General features: G+C 32.9%; 21 protein-coding genes and 1 pseudogene. 13 read left to right on the top strand and 9 right to left on the bottom strand.

Annotated features, from left to right (window positions below; translation table 11 throughout):
* Positions 1–50: 50 nt before the first annotated feature.
* Positions 51–689 (bottom strand): hypothetical protein, encoded by a 639-nt coding sequence (locus KI230_RS11815; protein WP_000184229.1) that lies wholly within the window; start codon positions 687–689, stop codon positions 51–53.
* A 207-nt stretch (positions 690–896) separates the two neighbouring features.
* Between KI230_RS11815 and KI230_RS11810 the strand changes: the two genes are divergently transcribed.
* Positions 897–1,817, top strand: a complete 921-nt coding sequence (locus KI230_RS11810) for an alpha/beta hydrolase fold domain-containing protein (RefSeq protein ID WP_000620864.1) — start codon at positions 897–899, stop codon at positions 1,815–1,817.
* Between the two features lie 107 nt (positions 1,818–1,924).
* Here the strand turns inward: KI230_RS11810 and KI230_RS11805 are convergent, their stop codons facing one another.
* Together KI230_RS11805 and KI230_RS11800 are read right to left on the bottom strand one after the other, a co-directional pair.
* Positions 1,925–2,344 (bottom strand): hypothetical protein, encoded by a 420-nt coding sequence (locus tag KI230_RS11805; RefSeq protein WP_000128655.1) that lies wholly within the window; start codon positions 2,342–2,344, stop codon positions 1,925–1,927.
* A complete protein-coding gene (locus KI230_RS11800; protein ID WP_000234727.1) occupies positions 2,341–2,832 on the bottom strand; it encodes a thioesterase family protein in 492 nt (163 codons plus the stop codon). Before KI230_RS11800 ends, KI230_RS11805 begins: the two co-directional genes overlap by 4 nt.
* A gap of 96 nt (positions 2,833–2,928) precedes the next feature.
* Between KI230_RS11800 and corA the strand changes: the two genes are divergently transcribed.
* Positions 2,929–3,876 (top strand): magnesium/cobalt transporter CorA, encoded by a 948-nt coding sequence (corA, locus tag KI230_RS11795; protein ID WP_214958274.1) that lies wholly within the window; start codon positions 2,929–2,931, stop codon positions 3,874–3,876.
* A gap of 30 nt (positions 3,877–3,906) precedes the next feature.
* Positions 3,907–4,956 (top strand): type 2 isopentenyl-diphosphate Delta-isomerase, encoded by a 1,050-nt coding sequence (gene fni / locus KI230_RS11790; RefSeq protein ID WP_001279381.1) that lies wholly within the window; start codon positions 3,907–3,909, stop codon positions 4,954–4,956.
* A 47-nt stretch (positions 4,957–5,003) separates the two neighbouring features.
* Here the strand turns inward: fni and gltS are convergent, their stop codons facing one another.
* Together gltS and KI230_RS11780 are read right to left on the bottom strand one after the other, a co-directional pair.
* Complete coding sequence (gene gltS, locus KI230_RS11785; RefSeq protein WP_000571584.1) at positions 5,004–6,212, bottom strand: sodium/glutamate symporter; 1,209 nt, start codon at positions 6,210–6,212, stop codon at positions 5,004–5,006.
* A gap of 336 nt (positions 6,213–6,548) precedes the next feature.
* The gene (locus KI230_RS11780) at positions 6,549–7,157 is read right to left on the bottom strand and encodes a DNA-3-methyladenine glycosylase (RefSeq protein ID WP_000348303.1); all 609 of its coding nucleotides are present in this window, start codon (positions 7,155–7,157) and stop codon (positions 6,549–6,551) included.
* Positions 7,158–7,555: 398 nt separating this feature from the next.
* On the opposite strand from KI230_RS11780, the gene KI230_RS11775 reads away from it, so the two are divergent.
* The 6 genes from KI230_RS11775 to KI230_RS11750 all read left to right on the top strand — a co-directional run bounded on the left by KI230_RS11775 (position 7,556) and on the right by KI230_RS11750 (position 12,124).
* Positions 7,556–8,176: a DUF805 domain-containing protein gene (locus KI230_RS11775; protein ID WP_000436820.1), complete on the top strand. Its 621-nt coding sequence runs from the start codon at positions 7,556–7,558 to the stop codon at positions 8,174–8,176.
* Between the two features lie 230 nt (positions 8,177–8,406).
* The gene (locus KI230_RS11770) at positions 8,407–9,306 is read left to right on the top strand and encodes an ABC transporter ATP-binding protein (RefSeq protein ID WP_000524829.1); all 900 of its coding nucleotides are present in this window, start codon (positions 8,407–8,409) and stop codon (positions 9,304–9,306) included.
* Complete coding sequence (locus KI230_RS11765; protein WP_000548704.1) at positions 9,299–10,531, top strand: ABC transporter permease; 1,233 nt, start codon at positions 9,299–9,301, stop codon at positions 10,529–10,531. The genes KI230_RS11770 and KI230_RS11765 overlap by 8 nt, the downstream gene beginning before the upstream one ends.
* On the top strand, positions 10,515–10,700 hold the full coding sequence (locus KI230_RS11760) for a hypothetical protein (RefSeq protein ID WP_001789152.1): 186 nt from the start codon (positions 10,515–10,517) through the stop codon (positions 10,698–10,700). Before KI230_RS11765 ends, KI230_RS11760 begins: the two co-directional genes overlap by 17 nt.
* Before the next feature lie 48 nt (positions 10,701–10,748).
* Complete coding sequence (locus KI230_RS11755; RefSeq protein ID WP_000966695.1) at positions 10,749–11,075, top strand: YnfA family protein; 327 nt, start codon at positions 10,749–10,751, stop codon at positions 11,073–11,075.
* 29 nt (positions 11,076–11,104) lie between these two features.
* Positions 11,105–12,124, top strand: coding sequence for an aldose epimerase family protein (locus KI230_RS11750; RefSeq protein ID WP_000634684.1), 1,020 nt, complete (start codon positions 11,105–11,107; stop codon positions 12,122–12,124).
* 233 nt (positions 12,125–12,357) lie between these two features.
* On the opposite strand, the gene KI230_RS11745 is transcribed toward KI230_RS11750, so the two are convergent.
* Positions 12,358–13,011, bottom strand: coding sequence for an MOSC domain-containing protein (locus KI230_RS11745; protein WP_045178356.1), 654 nt, complete (start codon positions 13,009–13,011; stop codon positions 12,358–12,360).
* Between the two features lie 173 nt (positions 13,012–13,184).
* Between KI230_RS11745 and KI230_RS11740 the strand changes: the two genes are divergently transcribed.
* Complete coding sequence (locus tag KI230_RS11740) at positions 13,185–13,871, top strand: ribose 5-phosphate isomerase A (RefSeq protein WP_000655864.1); 687 nt, start codon at positions 13,185–13,187, stop codon at positions 13,869–13,871.
* 65 nt (positions 13,872–13,936) lie between these two features.
* On the opposite strand, the gene lyrA is transcribed toward KI230_RS11740, so the two are convergent.
* Positions 13,937–15,193, bottom strand: a complete 1,257-nt coding sequence (gene lyrA / locus KI230_RS11735) for a lysostaphin resistance protein LyrA (RefSeq protein ID WP_000794455.1) — start codon at positions 15,191–15,193, stop codon at positions 13,937–13,939.
* 289 nt (positions 15,194–15,482) lie between these two features.
* Here lyrA and hutG point away from each other — a divergent pair, with 289 nt between their 5' ends.
* Positions 15,483–16,418, top strand: a complete 936-nt coding sequence (gene hutG / locus KI230_RS11730) for a formimidoylglutamase (RefSeq protein ID WP_000277964.1) — start codon at positions 15,483–15,485, stop codon at positions 16,416–16,418.
* 255 nt (positions 16,419–16,673) lie between these two features.
* On the opposite strand, the pseudogene fosB reads toward hutG, so the two are convergent.
* Together fosB and KI230_RS11720 are read right to left on the bottom strand one after the other, a co-directional pair.
* Positions 16,674–17,092, bottom strand: a pseudogene (gene fosB / locus KI230_RS11725) (FosB/FosD family fosfomycin resistance bacillithiol transferase).
* Positions 17,093–17,573: 481 nt separating this feature from the next.
* Positions 17,574–18,458 (bottom strand): LysR substrate-binding domain-containing protein, encoded by an 885-nt coding sequence (locus KI230_RS11720; protein ID WP_000691833.1) that lies wholly within the window; start codon positions 18,456–18,458, stop codon positions 17,574–17,576.
* Positions 18,459–18,617: 159 nt separating this feature from the next.
* On the opposite strand from KI230_RS11720, the gene hutU reads away from it, so the two are divergent.
* Positions 18,618–20,279 carry a urocanate hydratase gene (hutU, locus tag KI230_RS11715; protein WP_001226823.1) on the top strand — a complete coding sequence of 554 codons (1,662 nt, stop codon included), beginning with the start codon at positions 18,618–18,620 and terminating at the stop codon, positions 20,277–20,279.
* Positions 20,279–21,517, top strand: coding sequence for an imidazolonepropionase (gene hutI, locus KI230_RS11710; RefSeq protein WP_045178358.1), 1,239 nt, complete (start codon positions 20,279–20,281; stop codon positions 21,515–21,517). Before hutU ends, hutI begins: the two co-directional genes overlap by 1 nt.
* The last annotated feature ends 181 nt before the right edge of the window (positions 21,518–21,698 follow it).

The raw sequence follows: 21,698 nt of genomic DNA, 5'->3' as shown, positions 1-21,698 counted from the left end.
AATGAATTTTGTGAAAATAACATTTCTGTCCCAATCCCTACTATATAACATTATTTTAAACGAGGCATGCGATTACGGAAGAATAAGCTTATAACAAGTAAACCGATGCTACAGCCCAGTAAAATGATGCCGTTATGAATAGCGTCAGCTTCTGTAATCACTTGATCTGGTGGTACATTTAAATAATATTTTTTTAAAGCATCTGCAATTTCTTGTGCGAGTGTTTTAATAATATAACTGAAATACAAAGTAATGACTAACATAATTGTTAACACTAAAATATTTACTACTTTTAGAACTGTGCGATTAAATACAATTGTCAGTATTGTTATGACTAGGCTAACGATACATAAAATAAAGAAACCGTTAAAGACTAAAATTAAGCGATCGATTCCTTGTTGTAAATCATTGATATTACCCAAATTAATATTTAATTGATGCATTTTTCCAATTGTCTCGTTAAAATTTTTAATGCCATCAAAATCTACAGATTCTTTGGTGAAGACAATATTAAAAATGGGTTGTTTCCACATGCTGTATCCAGCGATTGCGGTTAATATAACAACAATGATTTGAATAATCATGCTTACCAATGAACGTTTTTTCTTACCATATCGCTTACCACGATGAATATTCGGTTGTTGAAATGTCTCATCAAATGGTTCTAATCGTTGATTTGGATTTGTCATGCAAGGCACCTCCGTATAAAGTTCTTTTCTTTACTTATCAATATGTCTAGTTGTCTGTTATAATGATGAAAAATCACTGTTCAATTGTAGTCTTAAATTTGAAAGTGAAAAAGAAAATATCTTCTACATTATATACTTTTTTTGGCAAAGAATGTAGGGGATAGACAATCATTGGATACATAAAATATATAAAGGTAGGTTAAGACATTGATTAGAAACCGTGTTATGAATAGCGTTGTCAATAAATATTTGCTTCACAATCGCTCGATTATGTTTAAAAATGATCAAGATGTTGAAAGATTTTTTTATAAAAGAGAAATTGAAAATAGAAAAAAACATAAGCAGCCTTCAACATTAAATGTTAAAGCAAATTTAGAAAAATTATCATTAGATGATATGCAAGTCTTTCGCTTTAATTTCAGACATCAAATTGATAAGAAAATTTTATATATTCACGGTGGATTCAATGCACTACAACCATCACCGTTCCATTGGAGATTGTTGGATAAAATCACTTTAAGTACATTATATGAGGTTGTACTGCCTATCTATCCAAAGACACCAGAGTTTCATATTGACGATACTTTCCAAGCGATACAACGTGTTTATGATCAATTAGTATCTGAAGTAGGACATCAAAATGTCGTAGTCATGGGTGATGGTTCAGGTGGTGCACTGGCATTATCCTTTGTACAATCTCTTTTAGATAATCAACAGCCATTACCGAATAAATTGTATTTAATCTCACCAATTTTAGATGCAACACTATCTAATAAAGATATTTCGGACGCCTTAATCGAACAAGATGCGGTTCTAAGTCAGTTTGGTGTCAATGAGATTATGAAAAAATGGGCGAATGGCCTACCATTAACAGATAAGCGCATATCGCCAATTAATGGCACAATAGAAGGATTGCCACCAGTTTATATGTTTGGTGGTGGACGTGAAATGACACATCCTGATATGAAGCTATTCGAACAAATGATGTTGCAACATCATCAATACATTGAGTTTTATGATTATCCTAAGATGGTACATGATTTTCCAATTTATCCAATTAGACAATCACATAAAGCTATTAAACAAATTGCCAAATCGATAGATGAGGATGTAACACAAAATAACTAATAACATACAATTGACCCAGTTACGATTTCATGCAAGATGATATTTGACATGAAAACATAATTGGGTTTTGTTTTTGAAAATATAGCAAGGGTTATATAGACTAATTGTTAATGAGCTTCTGAGTGAAAATCACCAATAAGTGTATTGATATGTGTGATGATAAAGTATTGCCCTTTAATTTGATAAAATTGATCTAAAAAATTATCGAATTGACGTGGAATATCACTAAGTTCTGCAAAGTTAGCTGTTTTATCATAATTGCGATGAGTAACCTCATTTTGAAATTTATCATAATCTTCTAGGAAATGTTGATCTTCAAGCTGCTGTTCCACAATAGTCATAATATTATCGATGGCTTGCTTTTGTCCTTGAACATAAGCCATATGAACGCCACGCTTAAGTAGCTGATTTGCTGGTCCGTTAATGTATAACCCTTTTTGTGCATTTAATTCTGTTAATTCAAACTTAACATCATCTAATAAATCTAGTAATTCAATATGAATCTTTTGTTGTAATGCATCTGTCATTTTAATGCTCCTTTGTGTGGAATTGCTATTTTATGTCCTAATTGTTCAGGCCAAGTGATAGTTGGTTGATTTTTATAATAGTGTGCTATTTGTGTTGAGAATGATTCAGGAAAAGCATCAGAACGACGTGTGTGCTGATTAATTCCCATCATCATTACTTCATTTGTTGATGCTAGTGTACCATCTTCTTTAGTTAATGTTAAAAATAAATGCAACCGCTTATAATCGTAATCATAAATATATAAAGTAACAGTAAATACATCGCCAAGAGACAATTCTGAGAGGTATGTCGTATGTTCTTCTAGTGTAAATAGTGTATATGCTAAATTTTCGCGTTCTTTTAAAGAAAGACCGTGGCTGTAATTAAAACGATTCACGACGTCACTAAAAATGATATTATAATTTGCATCATGCATATGATTGTTATGGTCAATGAATTCAGATGTTACGGTTTGAGTATGTGTAAAAAGTTGTTTGATAATAACCATCTCCTTAGTGACTATCATACTAAAATAAATTAAGACATACACGTTATTTAATTCATGATAAAATAATAGAGAATTCGTTATTTAGGGGGAGTATCGATGGCTTTAAAGATACGGTATCAAACTACATATGAACCGTTTAAAGTAGTTGATGATATCAAAGAGATACCAAAAGATGCGACTATTGTTTGGTATGATTTTGATGAACCGAATGAACAAGAAAATGAATGGTTTAAAGCACATTTTAATTTTAATGATTTAGAAGTGGATGATGCAATTAACGGTATGCCACGAGTTAAATATAAATCTTATAAAGATTATCAATACTTAGTATTTCATAGTATTATGGGGTCAAACTATTCACCAATAGCACTAAATATTTTTATACAAGACAATGTATTAGTAACATATCATCATCAAACGTTGGAATCATTAAATAAAGTAGTCTATAAGTATATGAATACATTAGATGCAGAATTAGATTGTGCAGATGTCGTCATATTAATTTTAGATATGATGGTTGATAAATATTTCAACTTTGTATATGCACTTGAAGATAGTGTTTATCATTTTGAAGACCGCCATGTAGATGATCGCTTTAATAAAATGGTCATGGATAGTGTCTTTAAGTTACGTTCGGATTTGATTAAAGTAAAACGTGTACTGTTTCCTATGCAAGAGCTAATTGATACAATGAAACAAAATGGTGATTTGATTATAGATAATAAACATTCGCTATACATTCAACATATCGATGACCACTTGATTAAGCAACGTAATATCATTCGTACTGCTCAAGAAATGACAAACGAAATACGAGAAAATTTTGAGTCATACACGTCATTTAGAATGAATAGTATTATGCAAGTATTAACGTTAGTATCAGTTATATTTTCACCGTTAACATTCATAGCTGGGATTTATGGTATGAACTTTGTAAATATGCCGGCATTACATTTACATTATGGATATTATATTTGCTTAGCTGTAATGTTTGTTATAGCTGTCGTATTAATCATCTTTTTCAGACGTAAAAAATGGTTTTAAATTAGAAATGACGAAAAGGTAGGTTTAATCATGAGTGATTTTCAAAGAGAACAGAGAAAAAATGAACATGTTGAAATAGCAATGGCTCAATCTGACGCAATGCATTCAGATTTTGATAAGATGCGTTTTGTGCATCATTCTATCCCATCAATTAATGTAAATGATATCGATTTGACATCACAGACGCCTGACTTAACGATGGCATATCCGGTTTATATTAATGCAATGACGGGTGGTAGCGAGTGGACGAAAAACATCAATGAAAAGCTAGCTGTAGTTGCAAGAGAAACTGGCTTAGCGATGGCAGTTGGATCAACACATGCGGCATTGAGAAATCCACGCATGGCTGAGACGTTTACGATTGCGCGAAAAATGAATCCTGAAGGCATGATTTTTAGCAATGTTGGTGCGGACGTACCAGTAGAAAAGGCTTTGGAAGCAGTTGAATTACTTGAGGCACAAGCGTTACAAATCCATGTTAATTCTCCTCAAGAATTAGTTATGCCTGAAGGGAATCGTGAATTTGTGACTTGGTTAGATAATATAGCGTCGATTGTATCACGAGTGTCTGTTCCAGTCATTATAAAAGAAGTTGGATTTGGTATGAGCAAAGAATTAATGCATGACTTACAACAAATAGGCGTCAAGTATGTCGATGTTAGTGGCAAAGGTGGTACTAACTTTGTAGATATTGAAAATGAACGTCGTGCAAATAAAGATATGGATTACTTATCATCATGGGGACAGTCTACAGTTGAGTCATTACTTGAAACAACGGCTTATCAAAGCGAAATTTCAGTTTTCGCGAGTGGTGGTTTACGTACACCACTCGATGCAATTAAAAGTTTAGCACTTGGTGCAAAGGCAACTGGTATGTCACGTCCGTTTTTAAATCAAGTTGAAAATAATGGCATTGCACATACAGTAGCTTATGTAGAATCATTTATTGAACACATGAAATCAATAATGACGATGTTAGATGCTAAAAATATTGACGACTTAACACAAAAACAAATCGTATTTAGTCCGGAAATATTGTCATGGATAGAACAACGTAACTTGAATATACATCGAGGATAAATAAAAGAGGAGGCGAAGGCCTCCTCTTTTATTTATGAGTTTGGTGTTTAACTAAACCATTGTATGAATCCCATAATGACTATAACACCAATTAAATCGATTAAGAATGCACCAACAATAGGTACAACTAAATATGCTTTAGGTGAGTTTCCATATTTTTTAGTAATAACATCTAAATTTGCCATGGCATTTGGCGTTGCACCAAGCCCATGACCGATAAAACCACCTACCATTACTGCAGCATCATAATCTTTTCCTAAACCTCTAAATAAAATTAAAACAGCAAATAAAATCATAACGACAACTTGAACTAAAACGATAATAATAAGAGGTATAGCAAGTTTATAAATTTCGATTAATTGAATGCTCATTAGCGCAAGAGATAAGAAAATACCTAATGCGACATCGCCAATTTGATTAGTAATTTTTAAATCTACAATATTAAAATTAAAACTTTCAGAGATATTTCGGACAATAACAGCTACAAATAATGAGCCAACGTAAATTGGAACATTAATCCCTGTTTGAGCTGTAAACAAATGACTGAAATAACTTCCAACTGCCATACAGAATACAACGATTGTAAATTGAATGAAGAATACTTCAGTGGCATTAAATTTACTATGTAAATGTTCGTTATATGCTACTTGGCTATAATCTTTAAATGTATCGTCACTATGTTGAGGCTTTAAGTTATAACGTTTGATTAAAAATTTTACAACTGGACCACCGATAAGCCCTCCAAATACAAGACCTAAAGTTGCAGCTGCAAGAGCCGCTGTCAGTGCCGAATCAATACCTAAATCTTGAATTGTCTTACCATAAGCAGCAGCATTACCATGACCGCCTTCCATAGACATGGAACCTGCTGTTAATCCTAACAAAGGTTTAATATTTAATACTTTTGCTAGTGATACACCAACTATGTTTTGAATGACTGAAATGATAGCACAAAACATAAAGTATAATAGCAAGACTTTGCCACCTAATTTAAATAATTTCAATGATGCACCAAGACCGATTGTCGTAAAGAATGCTAACATGAAGAAATCTTGAATGAATGAAGCATCTAATTTAATCTTAACCATGCCAAATGAATCCAAAGCCGCAACTAAAATAGCAAAGATTAAGCCGCCAATCACTGGTGCTGGTATACAAATACGTTTTAAAAAATTAACGTGATTAACGATAGCCTTACCAAGTAAATAAAGGATACAAGCTAAACATAATGTTGTAATTGCATTAAGTTCTATCATTTTCAAATCCCCCTTGTTGAATATCCCTCTCCCTAAATAAGCTTTTATATGTAAGCGTTATAAAAGGGCACTTTTAACATTATACATGCAACAAATCAATATTTCTAGTTTTTGAAAATAATATCAATAATATTAATGCATCTAAATTTAATAATTATAAATAATTCTATTGTTATATTTTATAATTAAGAACAAGTTCAATAAGAGGAGATGAATCAAAAAATATGATGGATACAAAGAAAAACAATCAACCCATCCGCATGTTGACGGCACGATTGATTGACTTATAAGGAGATAGATTTCATTTTCATGATAGTAATCAATGAAAGATGGCATTTATTTCCAAGTATCTTCGGGAAACATACAATCTGATTTACGCATGCGAGACACAAATGGATTACCTTTCACTGTGTAACGTAAAGATTTATGTGTCCAATCACCTTTATTTGGAATACCGATTCGTGGACTAGCAATAATATCTTTAGGATATTTACGATTCTTAGTATCAATAGACAATCTACAGTCATTTAACGTAGCGCCATCGATAGCCCGTGGAATGTTAAATGCCTTAGTCCATTTTCCTGGGCCATTCGTTACCTCGTAGCCTTTCTTACCTCTGTTACGGAACATAGCGGATAAACCTTCTTCTGGTTCAATTGCGCGGATAAGTACGCCTTCAGGTATACCTTCAGATCTTGTTACAAAATTAATGAGTAAATGCGTATGCATGACATGTGCATAAATTGTACCACCACGTTTATATAATGACGTAACTTTAGGTGTTATTTTACCGCCATAGCCATGAGCCGCACGATCATTCAAACCTAAGTATGCTTCCGTTTCCACGATGTAGCCTGTATACGTTTGAGTGGTATCCTGATAAATCACTTTGACACCTAATAAGTTTTTAGCAATTTGTCTTGTATCATTATTAACGAAATCCATAATATTCTCCTCGCAATTATATGATTAAATTAAATAAAAATGAAAAAGATATTTTTATTGTGGTAAATGTTTGATAAAATAGTATTGTTAAGAATTATAAAAATGTAAAGTATATACTTTGTTATGGAATATTTTATTTGCAGAGATTGAGACTCTTTTAAACGTGAACATTGCAGTGTGACATATTTTTAGTATAGTTAACGAAGCGTTGACTTTCAAATGAGTCTCCATATAGATGTGTACTTGTAGCGGGTTTTCATTTTACTAGTGATGAAATATAAAGTCCATTTTCCAAAGTGAATGACGATTGAAATGAAGTGGCTTGATAATGAATCTTGTAAATTATAACGGTAACAATAATTAAAAATATAAATATGATTAACGAAAGGGAGATTACAATGGAACAATTACCTCAAGTAGGTTTTATGAAATCATTCGTATTATTTTGGAAAAATTATGTAAATTTTAAGGGGAGATCAAGACGTAGTGAATATTGGTATATGGCACTATGGCATTTGATACTTATGGTTCCAGCTGTGTGTGTGCTAATAATAAACCTATTTCTATTCTTTATTTCTATAGCGGCAGATAACGAAACATTAATAGTTATGAGTATATTGATGATTATCCTTACATCTGTGTATACTTTTGTCTATAGTTTGGCAACGTTTATTCCAAATTTAGCGTTGTGCGTTCGAAGATTTCACGATATATCAAGAACAATGTTATTTCCAATGATTATGACAGTATTCAGTATTATATTTTATATAGTATTACAGATTATCGATAGTTATTATGACAGTGATTTTACATTAATGCCGATGGGTCTTAATATTTTGTTAGTACTTCTTTATTTTGTTTATTTAGGCCTAACAATTGTTATGATAGTATTCCTATGCTTTGACAGTAAGCCGGCAAATAAATATGGCGAAAGCCCAAAATACCCGTCTACAATTAAAAATCAACCAGTGACATCTGAAACACCGAAAACACCGGAAGAAACAGATAATCAATTGTAATGATATAAATATCTCGGCACAATGATGCTGGGATATTTTTTTACCAATAAGGCAATAAAGGTATGGGAAATGCGTATCTAGCGCTAATGATACTTAACATGCAAAGAAGATACTATTTAAATATTTCAATTTCAGAAATTTTAAAAATAAATTCACTTTAAAAATATTGCATTTATAGAGAATAGAAATGTTATATTAAGATAAATACATATTTTTTTAGGAGGCAAAGTATGGGACTTGTAATTGAACATGTTACGAAACGTTTTGGCAAGATGACGGCAGTAAATGATATTTCATTAGAGTTAGAATCAGGCAAAATGTTAGGTTTTCTAGGCAGAAATGGTGCAGGTAAAACAACGACATTTCGTATGATTTTAGGCTTAAGTGAACCAACTGAAGGACACATTACGTATAACGGTAAAAAACTAGATAAAACAATGTACAATCGTATTGGTTATTTACCGGAAGAACGCGGTTTACATGGGAAATTGACAGTTGAAGAAGAATTGAAATATTTGGCAACTTTAAAGGGAATGTCAAAAACAGAAATACAACAGCAAATATCGTATTGGCTTGAGCGTTTTGATATTACTGAAAACCGCAAAAAACGAATTGATAGTCTATCAAAAGGGAATCAACAAAAAATTCAGCTGTTAGCAAGTATGTTACATAAACCAGAATTACTAATATTAGATGAGCCTTTCAGTGGTCTAGACCCAGTTAATGTTGAGTTATTAAAAGAAGCTGTTAAAGACTTAAATGATTGGGGCAGTACAATCGTTTATAGTTCTCACCGTATGGAGCATGTTGAAGAATTATGTGATGATGTTTGTATTTTAGATAAAGGTCAACTTGTTGTTTCTGGTGATATCAATCATGTACGTGCATCTAATGGTAACAAGAAAGTTGTCATTGAGTCAGAAACAACACTACCAGATTTAACACACATTAGAGGTATCATTCATAGTGAAAACATGAAGCAAGGTCTTCAGTTGACGATTGAGAATGAAGGCGTAGCCAAAGATATTTATCAAGTTGTGGCACATCAAGGTTATGTTAAACGATTCCAAGTTGTAGAACCATCATTACAAGATATATTCATTGAGAAGGTTGGTGGCAAGGATGCATAAGTTTTGGGCGACATTTACTTTGACATATATCAAAAAAATTAAAGCTAAATCATTTGTAATTTTTATGATTATTATTGCTGCCTTAATGATTGGCCTATCAAACATTGATAAGATTATTAACATGTTTGATGATGGTCCAGATAAAATTGGTGTAGCAGCACCGAATGAACAAATCTATAAGGTTTTCAAGCAACAGGCGAATACATTTCATAGTGATGCTAAGTTTACTAAAGTTTCTATAGAAGATGCTGAAAAAGAAGTAAAAAAACATAAACTTGATAAAGCTTATATTATCAAGGTGAATCAAAATCGCACGTTACAAGGGACAATCATTAGTGAGAAGCGAGTAAGTCATGAAGATTCACAAAAAGTACAAGCACTGCTTACAGCTATTCAAACAAATATGGTAGCCGGAGAATTAAATATCAACAAAGAAGACTTACAAAAATTACAAGCACAAAGTAAAGTTGATAATAAGGTGATTTCTAATGATGAAGTCGATAAAGTATCAGAAGGACAAAAGATTTTCAACTATGCTTTAGCTTATGGCATTATCTTTCTAATGTTCTTTATTGTTTTAAATTATGCATCTCAAATAGCTATGGAAATTGCTAGTGAGAAAACATCGCGTGTCATTGAAATGATTATTACAAGTATTTCACCAATCCAACATATTTTTGCTAAAATTTTAGGCGTTATAGCAGTTGCCGTGACTCAGATTATTTTAATTGTATTGATGGCAGTTATATGCATTTTTGCCTTTGACTTAAAAGACTTGCTACAAGGTTTTAACGTGGAAATGAATCAATTGTCTTGGCAAATTATTATTGTCGGAATTATAAGTAGTATTGTTGGAATTATGGCGTATGTATTACTTGCAGCCATCCTCGGATCATTAACATCTAGAATAGAAGATTTAAATCAATCTTTGATGCCGCTGACATTACTTGGTATGATTGCATTTTATATCGCGATATTCACGATAAATAATCCTGATGGGCGACTTGCTTTAATCACAAGTTATATTCCGTTTTTAGCGCCATTTCAATTAGTTGTACGCGCTCAAACTTCAGGGCTTCAAATACATGAAGTCATCTTAAGTTCATTAATCTCAATTGTAATGGTAGCTGTCTTGATATGGATTGCAATTAAAACATATAAAGATTCAGTACTTACATTTGAACGTGGCTTATTTAATTCAATGAAACGTGTATTTAAAAAATAAAATTGATGAGAGTGACACACATTTATCATATAAAATGATGATGAAAGCGTGTTACTCTTATTTTTTTATATTTAGCTATAGAATAATGTCTAAAAAAGTGTACAATATGAATGTGAAAACGAACTTTTTAAAATGGGAATGTGAAGTAAGAAGAAATGTAAACAAATGATATGTAGCCGATAGATTATTGGTAGCAAATGTGTGATGGAGTGATTTCATGTTATATCCGATTTTTATATTTATATTAGCTGGCTTATGTGAAATAGGTGGGGGATACCTGATTTGGCTGTGGCTTAGGGAAGGACAGTCTTCACTTGTTGGGCTAATAGGCGGTGCGATACTCATGTTATATGGTGTCATTGCGACATTTCAATCATTTCCATCATTCGGAAGAGTATATGCAGCATATGGTGGCGTATTTATCATCATGAGTTTGATTTTTGCGATGGTCGTAGATAAACAAATGCCAGATAAATATGATGTTATCGGTGCAATCATTTGTATTGTAGGTGTTTTAGTAATGTTGCTACCCAGCAGAGCTTGAACACTTGTGGTTAGAAGGGAGAAGTAAAAATGATAGTTGAAGTTGAGCACCAAAGACAAGGTGTAGATTTAATCAAAATTGATAATGATGAAACTAAAATTATTTTTACGAATTATGGAGCAAGAGTAGTGTCTTGGAAATATCATGATAATAATATTGTTCTTGGAAATGTTGTTGAAGCGGATGAATTTTATCATAGTAATCCTTTTAAATTTGGTGCTTCTATAGGAAGATATAGCGGTAGAATTGATAATGCTAAATTTAAGTTGAAAGGTAAAGAATATCAGTTAGAAAAAAACAACGGTGAACATCATTTACATGGTGGATGTCATGGTTTGGACAATAAGTTATTTGATTATGAAATTAGAAATGAAATTGCTCAAATTAAAGTGATATTTAAGACGGTGTTGAAATCAGCTGATGATCATTTCCCGGGTGATATCGATGTGACGATTACACATATTTATGATGCTGATCACCAATGGTCGATTGAATACGAAGCAGTTGCATCAGAAGACACATTGTTTAGTCCTACGAATCATGTGTACTTCAATTTGAATCGAGATAATAATGTCGTTGATAATCATCGCATTTCAAGTAATCAATTAGATATGTATGTATTAGATGAGCGAAATATTGTTACAGGTGATATTCTAGATTTACATGAAGTGTTTGAAGATAACAAGATAAAATTGAGTGATATTTTTACATCACAACATGCGCAATTAAGCCAACAAATGACACGTTTTGGTGGTCTCGATCACCCATTTACAGTTGGTGAACATAAAATGTATGTTGAAAATCATGAATTTATGTTAGAGGTCGATACAGATATGCCTCATGTTGTGTTCTTTACTTTTAACCAGCCTGATGAGTGGGATAGTCCATTTAATATTTATAAACCACATTCTGGCTTTACATTAGAAACACAATTTTTACCAAATGATATTAATTTATATGGTGAAAAAGCACCGTCAATTTTAAAAGCTGGTGAAGCGTTCAATTCGAAAACAAGTTTCCGTATCGAAGAAAAAGTAGAAAATGATTAAAAGTATCGGCATTTATATAATATTTATGTTATTTGGCGGAATTTTGAATAGGTTATCAAGAATCGAATCAAATGAAGTGACATCATTAATATACAGTTTGAAATAAAAAAATATATAACATAAAAAAGGAATCAATAGCATCAGTAGTTATAGGTAAGACTATTATACAAACGATGTGTAAGTTGATTCCTTTTGTTTTGAAAAGTTCATTTAACACTTATAATGAAAGGTAATTATTTCAATGTTCTGTTATACATTTTTTGAAGTTTATCGCGTCTTGTTGGTGACAGAAATGGATTGTTTAGTGCATATCGTAACAGATCTTGATTTTGTCTATCATTATAATAAAGGTCATTAAGCTGTTGTACAGATAAACGATGTTCGATTGGTGGTTCTTGTATTAAGTAAAGCTGGTCATTTGGAGATACATAGCCTTGCTTTAATACCCGGAAATAGAAACCTGTTTTACCAGATGTAGACATGCGCTTCACTAAATCAGGAATATTATATTTTGCTTGAATTTTCCAGCATGGTTCTCTAATTTCAGAAACCTCAATTAACGCATCACCTAAACGATATTGATTACCAAAGTAAACATCAGATTCGTCTAAATAATCAAATGTTAAATTCTCTCCAAACATCGCATGAGTAGGTAGTGAGGGTAAATCATCTTGATACAGTGCATAGTTGTGTTTACTAAACCCACAAACTGCTTTATGTGGTCCACCATGATCTTTATAAGCCTGTTCATCACCAGTGAAACCAGTTGAAGATAACCATGTTGTTTGTGAAATCTTAGTTTTATCTAAAGCAGAGCGCATCGGTCTTTTCGAGCTATAAGGCAAATCTTGGATTTTTCCTGTCGAAATTGCGTGAATTGATATCATATCATTCTCCTTAACGAGTATTATTTAAAATATATTGTACTATAAAACATTTTTAGAATTGTAAATTCTGATTGATATGTTTAAAAAAATGTTAGAAATAAGGGTATGTTAATTTATACGAGTCATGTAAAATATGAATTGAATAGATTACATAAATATGGGAGGCTACCTTCATGAAAGATGTCAAAGCACTCAAGTTAATGACATTAAATGATGTTTTAAGTCAAATCAATGGTGACATGACGCTGGGAATTGGTACAGGAAGTACAATGGAATTACTCTTACCTCAAATGGCGCAACTAATTAAAGAACGTGGTTACAATATTACAGGTGTATGCACTTCTAATAAAATTGCATTTTTAGCAAAAGAATTAGGTATTAAAATATGTGAAATCAATGATGTTGATCATATCGACTTAGCAATTGATGGTGCTGATGAAGTAGATCCATCTTTAAATATAATTAAAGGTGGCGGTGGTGCGCTGTTCAGAGAGAAAGTTATAGATGAAATGGCATCGCGTTTTGTTGTGGTTGTCGATGAAACGAAAATAGTTCAATACTTAGGTGAGACGTTTAAGTTACCAGTAGAGGTGGATAAATTTAACTGGTATCACATATTACGTAAAATTGAATCATACGCTGATATAAAAGTAGAACGTCGTGTAAACGAAGATGTCGCATTTATAACTGATAATGGCAATTATATTTTAGATTGTAAGTTACCAAAAGGAATTGACCCATATAAGTTCCATGAGTATTTAATTCATCTGACAGGTGTGTTTGAGACAGGATACTTCTTAGATATGGCAGATCAAGTTATTGTAGGCACTCAAGAGGGTGTTAAAATTTTAGAAAAATAATATATAGTATAGAAAAGCGCTTGCTAGCATCATCTTTTTAAGAGGTACTAGCAAGCGCTTTGTTATTATTTGTTTTTATCTGAAGATTGTTCTTCAGTTTTTTCGATATGTTTTTCTGCATCAATTACAACTGATGAACGTCTGTCTTCTTTATAAGTCGCAGGTTCTTTTAATGATTGTTTTTCATCTTCATTTGAATCGTTTGTTAAATCGTCACTTTGTGGTGCTTGTTTAACTGATTCTGCTGATTCTACTGACTCCGAAGTGATGTCATGATCTTCATCATGATTAGATTCAGTTTGATTATCTATGTGATGTTGAGGTTCTGTTTTTTCAGTACCTTCATGAATGCTTGGTTCGTCAGCCACTGTATTTTCAGTATCATTTTTAGCAATACCGACCGTTGATGCAGTAGCTACACCTGTTTTTTCAGCATTTTTAATATTTGAAGAAGATTTTTCAGCCTTAGTATGATTAGTTTCTTCATCGTCATTGACATGGTCTAAATAATTATTAGGCTCAAGTTCTTCAAGATTTCGTCTTGTTGTTAAATATGCAATACCTCGGATAATTAAGCTTAAACCAATGTATCCTACTGCAACGATTGCTGTTGAAATGGCGATGACTTTGATTGAAAATAGATCGCCGATTTCTTCGCTAAACAAGAAAATAAGTCCGAATGTCATTGAAGCATGGAATGTCGTTGCAATATAAATTGTACGTCCTTTAGTCGCTCTAATTAATTCACCAAGAATCATAGAGAATGAGAATGTATAAAGGAAGTTATAAGCAGCAAATTCTGTACCATAAGTTGTATTTGCTGAGAAAACTGAATACATCAAACCAACAACAATACTTGCAAAGAACGTGTTCATTTTCGTTTCAACAATATTTTGTAAGTATGAACGGAATCCGAATTCTACTACGAACGCCATCAGAATATGTCCAATCAGAATGTGTGTAATAGGTACTGATAAGCCTGTTGATTGTAATAAAATAAAGCTATCTGCAAATGTATTAAAGCTGTACATACCAATAATTAGAATAACTAAAGGTAAAATTAAAGCTAGCAATAGACGTTCAATTACTTTCAGGCTGATTGAGAATTTTAAACCTGCAAGTTGGACCTTTTTATATTTGAAAACGAGTATACAAATGATTGCAGCAATTAATGGTGCTAGATCTGTAACTTCAAATATAAAGTGTTTGACACCAATTATAGACTGGAAATCTCTGAGCATAATGGATAACGCCATTGTAATGACAAAGAAGACGAAAATCGTCATTGCCCATTGAAAACCAGAAATTTTATTGTTCTTCATTATATGTAACCTCCATTAGGTAACAAGCAAAATATCTTTTAGTAACAATTATACATATTACAAGCCGAGAGATAAATTGTCTATGTCAATATTAATGAAAATGTAATAGTCTTGACGTATTTTATTAACATAAATCAGCTAAGTATTCGTTATTACATAGAAAATAGGGGTAAAAGTAATGTAGATAAGTATTTTTAAGATACGGATTTAACTATGAATTGAATTCAAAATTTCCTATACGTTATACTTTAATTGTTAATAAGCCACATAAATAAGAGGGGGAAATGCTGTGTACAAGCAAGGTGAACCAAATTTATGGACTGGAAGGTTAGATAGTGAAACAGACCCGAAAAAATTTAGACATTTTCAAACAGTAACATTTGAAGATTTGTCTAAGCTGGAAAAGAGTAGTATGCCATCAGGGGTCGGTATATTAGGCTATGCTGTTGACAAAGGTGTTGCTTTAAACAAGGGGCGCATTGGTGCAAAAGAAGGACCAGATGCGATTAAACAAGCATTTGCAGGTTTGCCGGATTTGAATCAATGTGAAACTTTAGTCGATTACGGAAATGTTTATCATGATCATGAGGAATTAATTGATACTCAAAAAGAATTTGCTATGCTTGCAGCGAAGTCAATTGCTAATCATAGACAAACATTTTTATTAGGTGGTGGACATGATATTGCGTATGCTCAATATTTGGCAACACGTAAAGTCTATCCAACACAATCTATTGGTGTGATAAATATTGATGCGCATTTTGATACACGTGCTGAACAACAATCTACATCTGGAACGAGCTTTAGACAAATTTTAGAAGAAGATGAAAACACAGATTATTTAGTGCTTGGTATTGCTCAAGGTGGTAATACGCAAAGTTTATTTGATTATGCTAAAGAGAAAAAGATTGCTTATGTCTTTGCAGATGAATTGTTGAGTCACGTATCACCAACAATTAAAGATATGATTGAACGTTTTGTACATGAACATGATGTCATTATGTTTACGATTTGTATGGATGTCATTGATAGTGCGTTTGCGCCTGGGGTAAGTGCGCCGGCAGTGTTAGGTTTGTATCCACATACTGTTCTTGAATTAGCAAAACGTATTATTCCAAGTGATAAGGTGTCTTCAGTTAGTATTGCTGAGATGAATCCAACATATGACGCTGACAATAGAACTGCGAAGCTCGTTGCTAATTTAGTGCATCATTTTTTAAAATAATTAAAAATATTTATATGTGACGAGATTTGCATTGCAGGGCAGAATGTGAGTATTTCTTAATAGAAGTTATATTAACGTTGATATATTTGAAAAATAATTGCAGTAAGAAGACTCTTAAGTTGTAGTCATCTTACTGCTTATTTATGTTTGTTGAAATAGCAAAAATAACAACTGTATTGTTTGAAAAGTTCTCTTATTATATAATCATTAATTAAAATTTTAACGGAGTTCAAGAGGCCTTTTTATAATGACGCCTTATTTGTAAAATGTCATATGTGGTTTAGCCTCTTTATAATAATTTAATCTGTCCTCAAGTGTGCCAGTATGTAATTCTAGCTTATGACCATCAGGGTCGGTAAAGTAAATTGATTGTCTATCTCTAATATCTCTAACTCTTCCTTCTAAAATATTCACGTTATTATCTTTTAATCTCTGATGCCAATATTTAAATTCGCTGTCATCTATAGTGAAAGCTATATGTGTATATGAAAAGTGAATTTCATTACGTGGTATATCTTTTTCTTCATTTAAAGCAATCCATAGGCCTGCAAGCTCAAAATAAGCAGTTTTTTACCAGTCAACAGCAATTTCCCAAGTAAAATATCTCTATAAAAATGTATTGAATCGTTTAAATTTCTGACTGAAAAGCATATATGATTAATAGATTTTAACATCTGCTTCACTTCTTTCTTAGAATTTTTATAATAAATTATTTTTGTATCGATTTTTGAAATGACGTCATTAATTTTTATACGATGATCTGCGCAACTGCATAAGAGGCTCTAATAACTTAAGTTAAAGGCAAATGATATACAGTTGACTGAGCAACTGCATAAGAGGCTCTAATAACTTAAGTTAAAGGCGAAAGGTATACAGTTGACTACGCAACTGCATAAGAGGCTCTAATAACTTAAGTTAAAGGCAAACGGTATACAGTTGACTACGCAACTACATAAGAGGCTCTAATAACTTAAGTTAAAGGCGAAAGGTATACAGTTGACTGAAGAACTGTATAAGAGGCTCTAATAACTTAAGTTAAAGGCAAAAGGTATACAGTTGACTGAGCAACTGCATAAGAGGCTCTAATAACTTAAGTTAAAGGCGAAAGGTATACAGTTGACTACGCAACTGCATAAGAGGCTCTAATAACTTAAGTTAAAGAGCCTCTAAAAGTCCATATAAATAATCTTGGCATTGTTGTACGAATGTATGTACTTGTTCGGAGTGTTTGCGTTTTTTATGGTAATTGATATAAATTTTTCGGCCTAAGTTTGGACGAATTTTTTTATATTCTAAATTAGACGTGTGAAATGATTGGTAATAAAATCTCGGAATGATAGCGTAACCTAAGCCGAGATGAACAAATCCAACTGCTGATTCGAATCGATCTGTTTCTACAACGACATTTGGACGAATATTTCTTCTATTAAAATAGTCATCTAAGTGTTTGCGCACTTGAGAATTTTTGTTTGGTAATATGAGTGGCAAATTTTCAACATCTACCCAATTTTGATTTTTAAATGTTTCCTTGGGTGCTAATAAAATGTAAGATTCCTCATATAATGGAATAGATTTTATATCTTCGTGGGTTATTTTTTCATTTGTTATAGCTAAATGAATATTAAAATTCAGTAATTGCTCTATAGATTGATGTTTATCATGTATTTCATATAAACGATATTGCTGTTCAGGGTAGTCGGAATGGTGCTTTCGAATTAAATTCGCAATCCATTGATTCGTAGATTCAAGAGTCCCAATTTTTATCCTTGGTTCTGATGTAACGCTTAAATCATACATTTTTTCCATCGTGGATCGATATTGTTGAACTAATTCGCTCGCATAACGATAAAACTGTATTCCTTTTTCGGTAATCTTGATGTCTTTTGTTGAACGTGTAAATAAGTCATAACCTAAATCTGCTTCCATTTTTTTAATCGTAGCAGTTAAAGATGGCTGGCTAATATGTAAAAATTGTGCAGCTTTAGTAAAACTATTATATTTCACGATAGCCAAGAAGTATTCTAACTGAATAATTTTCATGTGTTTTGCTCCTTTTATTTATAGATTCAAGCTATGGATAATTAGTTTATTTATATTTGTTGGCTATATTTTAACATACTATAATGAATATTGAAGATAATAATGTAAGCGTTTTAAATTTAGTGGAATTAACTTCTAAAAAGAACAGGAGCGAATTTTATGAGAAAAATTCAAGCAAAAAAAGGTTTGAGTATTGAGTGTAAAGGTTGGGAACAAGAAGCAGTACTTAGAATGTTATACAACAATTTAGACCCAGAAGTTGCTGAAAGACCAGAAGATTTAGTTGTTTATGGTGGTATTGGAAAAGCAGCACGTAATTGGGAAGCTTTTGAAGCAATAGAGAAAACGTTACGAGAATTAGAATCAGATGAGACAATGTTAGTACAATCAGGAAAGCCAGTTGCTGTATTTAAAACACATGAAGAAGCGCCACGTGTATTAATTTCAAATTCAGTATTAGTACCTGAATGGGCAAACTGGGATCATTTTAATGAATTAGATAAAAAAGGACTCATCATGTATGGACAGATGACAGCCGGTAGTTGGATATATATTGGTTCTCAAGGTATTGTGCAAGGTACTTATGAGACATTTGCCGAGCTAGGTAATCAACACTTTAATGGAGATTTAGCAGGCACTGTTACACTGACAGCAGGTTTAGGTGGTATGGGTGGTGCGCAACCGTTAGCAATTACTATGAATCATGGGGTAGCAATTTGCGTGGATGTTGATGAAACACGTGTTGATAAGCGAATTGATACGAAATACTGTGATGTTAAAACAGCTGATTTAGATGAAGCATTAAAATTAGCAGAAGAGGCGAAAGAACGTGGAGAAGGATTATCAATCGGGTTAGTTGGAAATGCTGTAGACATCCATCAAGCGATTCTAGAAAAAGGATTTAAAATTGACATTATTACTGACCAAACAAGTGCACATGATCCGCTAAATGGATATGTGCCACAAGGATACTCTGTAGAAGAAGCGAAAGTATTGCGTGAAAAAGATCCGAAAAAATATGTTGAACTGTCACAAGCTTCAATGGCAAAGCATGTTGAATTAATGCTTGAATTCCAAAAACGTGGAGCTGTAGCATTTGATTATGGTAACAATATTCGTCAAGTAGCCTTCAATAACGGAGTGAAAAATGCTTTTGACTTCCCAGGCTTTGTACCAGCTTACATTAGACCATTATTCTGTGAAGGTAAAGGGCCATTCCGCTTTGCTGCGTTGAGTGGTGATCCAAAAGATATCGAGCGTGCGGATGAAGAAATGCGCAAACTTTTCCCAGAAAATGAAAAGTTATTAAGATGGCTTGATTTAGCTGAAGAAAAAATTTCATATCAAGGACTACCATCACGTATTGCTTGGTTAGGCTATGGAGAAAGAGCGAAAATGGGCTTAGCTTTAAATCGTCTTGTACGTGACGGTGAAATTTCAGCACCAATTGTTATTGGACGAGACCATTTAGATGCTGGTTCAGTTGCTAGTCCTAACCGTGAAACAGAAAGTATGAAAGATGGTAGTGACGCGGTTGGTGATTGGGCTGTATTGAATGCACTCATTAACACAGCTGCAGGTGGTTCATGGATTTCATTCCATCACGGTGGCGGTGTTGGCATGGGATATTCACTTCATGCGGGTATGGTTGTTGTAGCAGATGGATCAGAGCGTGCTGAAAGAAGATTGGAACGTGTATTGACGACTGACCCAGGTATGGGTGTTGCCCGACATGTTGATGCTGGCTATGACATCGCTATTCAAACAGCTAAAGAAAAAGGTATTCATATTCCAATGATTGATAAAGCAGGTGATAAGTAATGAATGATTTAATAATTAATCATATAGCAGAATTAATTTTACCGAGATCAACAGATAAACCTTTGAAGGGTAAGGAATTAGATGAATTAAATGTTGTGAAAAATGGTACAGTTGTCATTAAAGATGGCAAAATTGTATATGCTGGAACACATACAGATGACTACGATGCGACTGAGACGATTGATGCTAGTGGGAAGGTAGTGTCCCCAGCATTAGTAGATGCACATACCCATTTAACATTTGGTGGATCTCGAGAACATGAGATGTCATTAAAACGTCAAGGTAAGTCTTACCTTGAAATATTAGAAATGGGTGGTGGCATATTATCTACCGTTAATGCTACTAGAGAAACATCCGAAGATGACTTGTTTAAAAAAGCAGAGCATGATTTGCTTACTATGATTAAACACGGCGTGCTTGCAGTTGAAAGTAAGAGTGGTTATGGATTAGATAGAGAAAATGAACTGAAGCAATTGAAAGTGTCTAATCGTTTAGCTGAGAAATATGATTTAGACATAAAACATACTTTCCTAGGGCCTCATGCTGTACCTAAAGAGGCAAGTTCAAATGAGGCATTTTTAGAAGAAATGATTGCGTTACTTCCGGAAGTAAAACAATATGCAGACTTTGCGGATATTTTCTGTGAAACAGGTGTATTTACAATAGAACAATCGCAACATTATATGCAAAAAGCCAAAGAAGCAGGTTTTAAAGTGAAAATACATGCGGATGAAATTGATCCGTTAGGCGGACTGGAATTAGCAATTGATGAACAAGCAATATCAGCAGACCACTTAGTAGCTTCTAGTGATAAAGGAAAAGAAAAGTTGCGAAATAGTGATACTGTAGCTGTCCTCTTACCTGCAACGACGTTCTATTTAGGTAAAGAAGATTATGCAGATGCAAGAGGCATGCTAGACAATAACGGTGCGATTGCATTAGCAACTGATTATAACCCTGGTAGTAGTGTCACAAACAACTTACAACTTGTTATGGCGATTGCAGCCTTGAAATTAAAGCTATCACCTAATGAAGTTTGGAATGCTGTTACGGTCAATGCTGCTAAAGCAATAGACATTAACGCGGGTACAATTAACACAGGTGATAAGGCTAATTTAGTAATTTGGGATGCACCAAATCATGAATATATTCCATATCATTTTGGTATCAATCACGCAGAAAAAGTTATTAAAGACGGTAAGGTCATCGTAGATAACACATTATCTTTTAAAGCATAAAATAATTAGAAAGCTCTAAGCATTGGTTTACACTAATGTTTAGAGCTTTTATGGTTTGTAAAAACAAGTTTATCCGAGAACACGTTTTTGTATAGATTCTTAATTATAAAAGTTAGAATAGTTTGACAACAGTGTTACGATATTATTAAACAACTGTCTATCATTAGCGAAAGTAATTAAC

It is taken from the genome of Staphylococcus sp. MZ3 (assembly GCF_018622755.1).
Lineage (GTDB): Bacteria > Bacillota > Bacilli > Staphylococcales > Staphylococcaceae > Staphylococcus > Staphylococcus aureus.
This window is presented reverse-complemented; position numbering and strand designations above follow the sequence as displayed.

Bases quoted from the DNA above. Each gene is read 5' to 3' on its own strand.
- KI230_RS11815 (WP_000184229.1), bottom strand. From the start codon at position 689: ATGACAAATCCAAATCAACGATTAGAACCATTTGATGAGACATTTCAA.
- KI230_RS11805 (WP_000128655.1), bottom strand. From the start codon at position 2,344: ATGACAGATGCATTACAACAAAAGATTCATATTGAATTACTAGATTTA.
- KI230_RS11800 (WP_000234727.1), bottom strand. From the start codon at position 2,832: ATGGTTATTATCAAACAACTTTTTACACATACTCAAACCGTAACATCT.
- corA (WP_214958274.1), top strand. From the start codon at position 2,929: ATGGCTTTAAAGATACGGTATCAAACTACATATGAACCGTTTAAAGTA.
- fni (WP_001279381.1), top strand. From the start codon at position 3,907: ATGAGTGATTTTCAAAGAGAACAGAGAAAAAATGAACATGTTGAAATA.
- gltS (WP_000571584.1), bottom strand. From the start codon at position 6,212: ATGATAGAACTTAATGCAATTACAACATTATGTTTAGCTTGTATCCTT.
- KI230_RS11780 (WP_000348303.1), bottom strand. From the start codon at position 7,157: ATGGATTTCGTTAATAATGATACAAGACAAATTGCTAAAAACTTATTA.
- KI230_RS11775 (WP_000436820.1), top strand. From the start codon at position 7,556: ATGGAACAATTACCTCAAGTAGGTTTTATGAAATCATTCGTATTATTT.
- KI230_RS11770 (WP_000524829.1), top strand. From the start codon at position 8,407: ATGGGACTTGTAATTGAACATGTTACGAAACGTTTTGGCAAGATGACG.
- KI230_RS11765 (WP_000548704.1), top strand. From the start codon at position 9,299: ATGCATAAGTTTTGGGCGACATTTACTTTGACATATATCAAAAAAATT.
- KI230_RS11755 (WP_000966695.1), top strand. From the start codon at position 10,749: ATGTTATATCCGATTTTTATATTTATATTAGCTGGCTTATGTGAAATA.
- KI230_RS11750 (WP_000634684.1), top strand. From the start codon at position 11,105: ATGATAGTTGAAGTTGAGCACCAAAGACAAGGTGTAGATTTAATCAAA.
- KI230_RS11745 (WP_045178356.1), bottom strand. From the start codon at position 13,011: ATGATATCAATTCACGCAATTTCGACAGGAAAAATCCAAGATTTGCCT.
- KI230_RS11740 (WP_000655864.1), top strand. From the start codon at position 13,185: ATGAAAGATGTCAAAGCACTCAAGTTAATGACATTAAATGATGTTTTA.
- lyrA (WP_000794455.1), bottom strand. From the start codon at position 15,193: ATGAAGAACAATAAAATTTCTGGTTTTCAATGGGCAATGACGATTTTC.
- KI230_RS11720 (WP_000691833.1), bottom strand. From the start codon at position 18,458: ATGAAAATTATTCAGTTAGAATACTTCTTGGCTATCGTGAAATATAAT.
- hutU (WP_001226823.1), top strand. From the start codon at position 18,618: ATGAGAAAAATTCAAGCAAAAAAAGGTTTGAGTATTGAGTGTAAAGGT.
- hutI (WP_045178358.1), top strand. From the start codon at position 20,279: ATGAATGATTTAATAATTAATCATATAGCAGAATTAATTTTACCGAGA.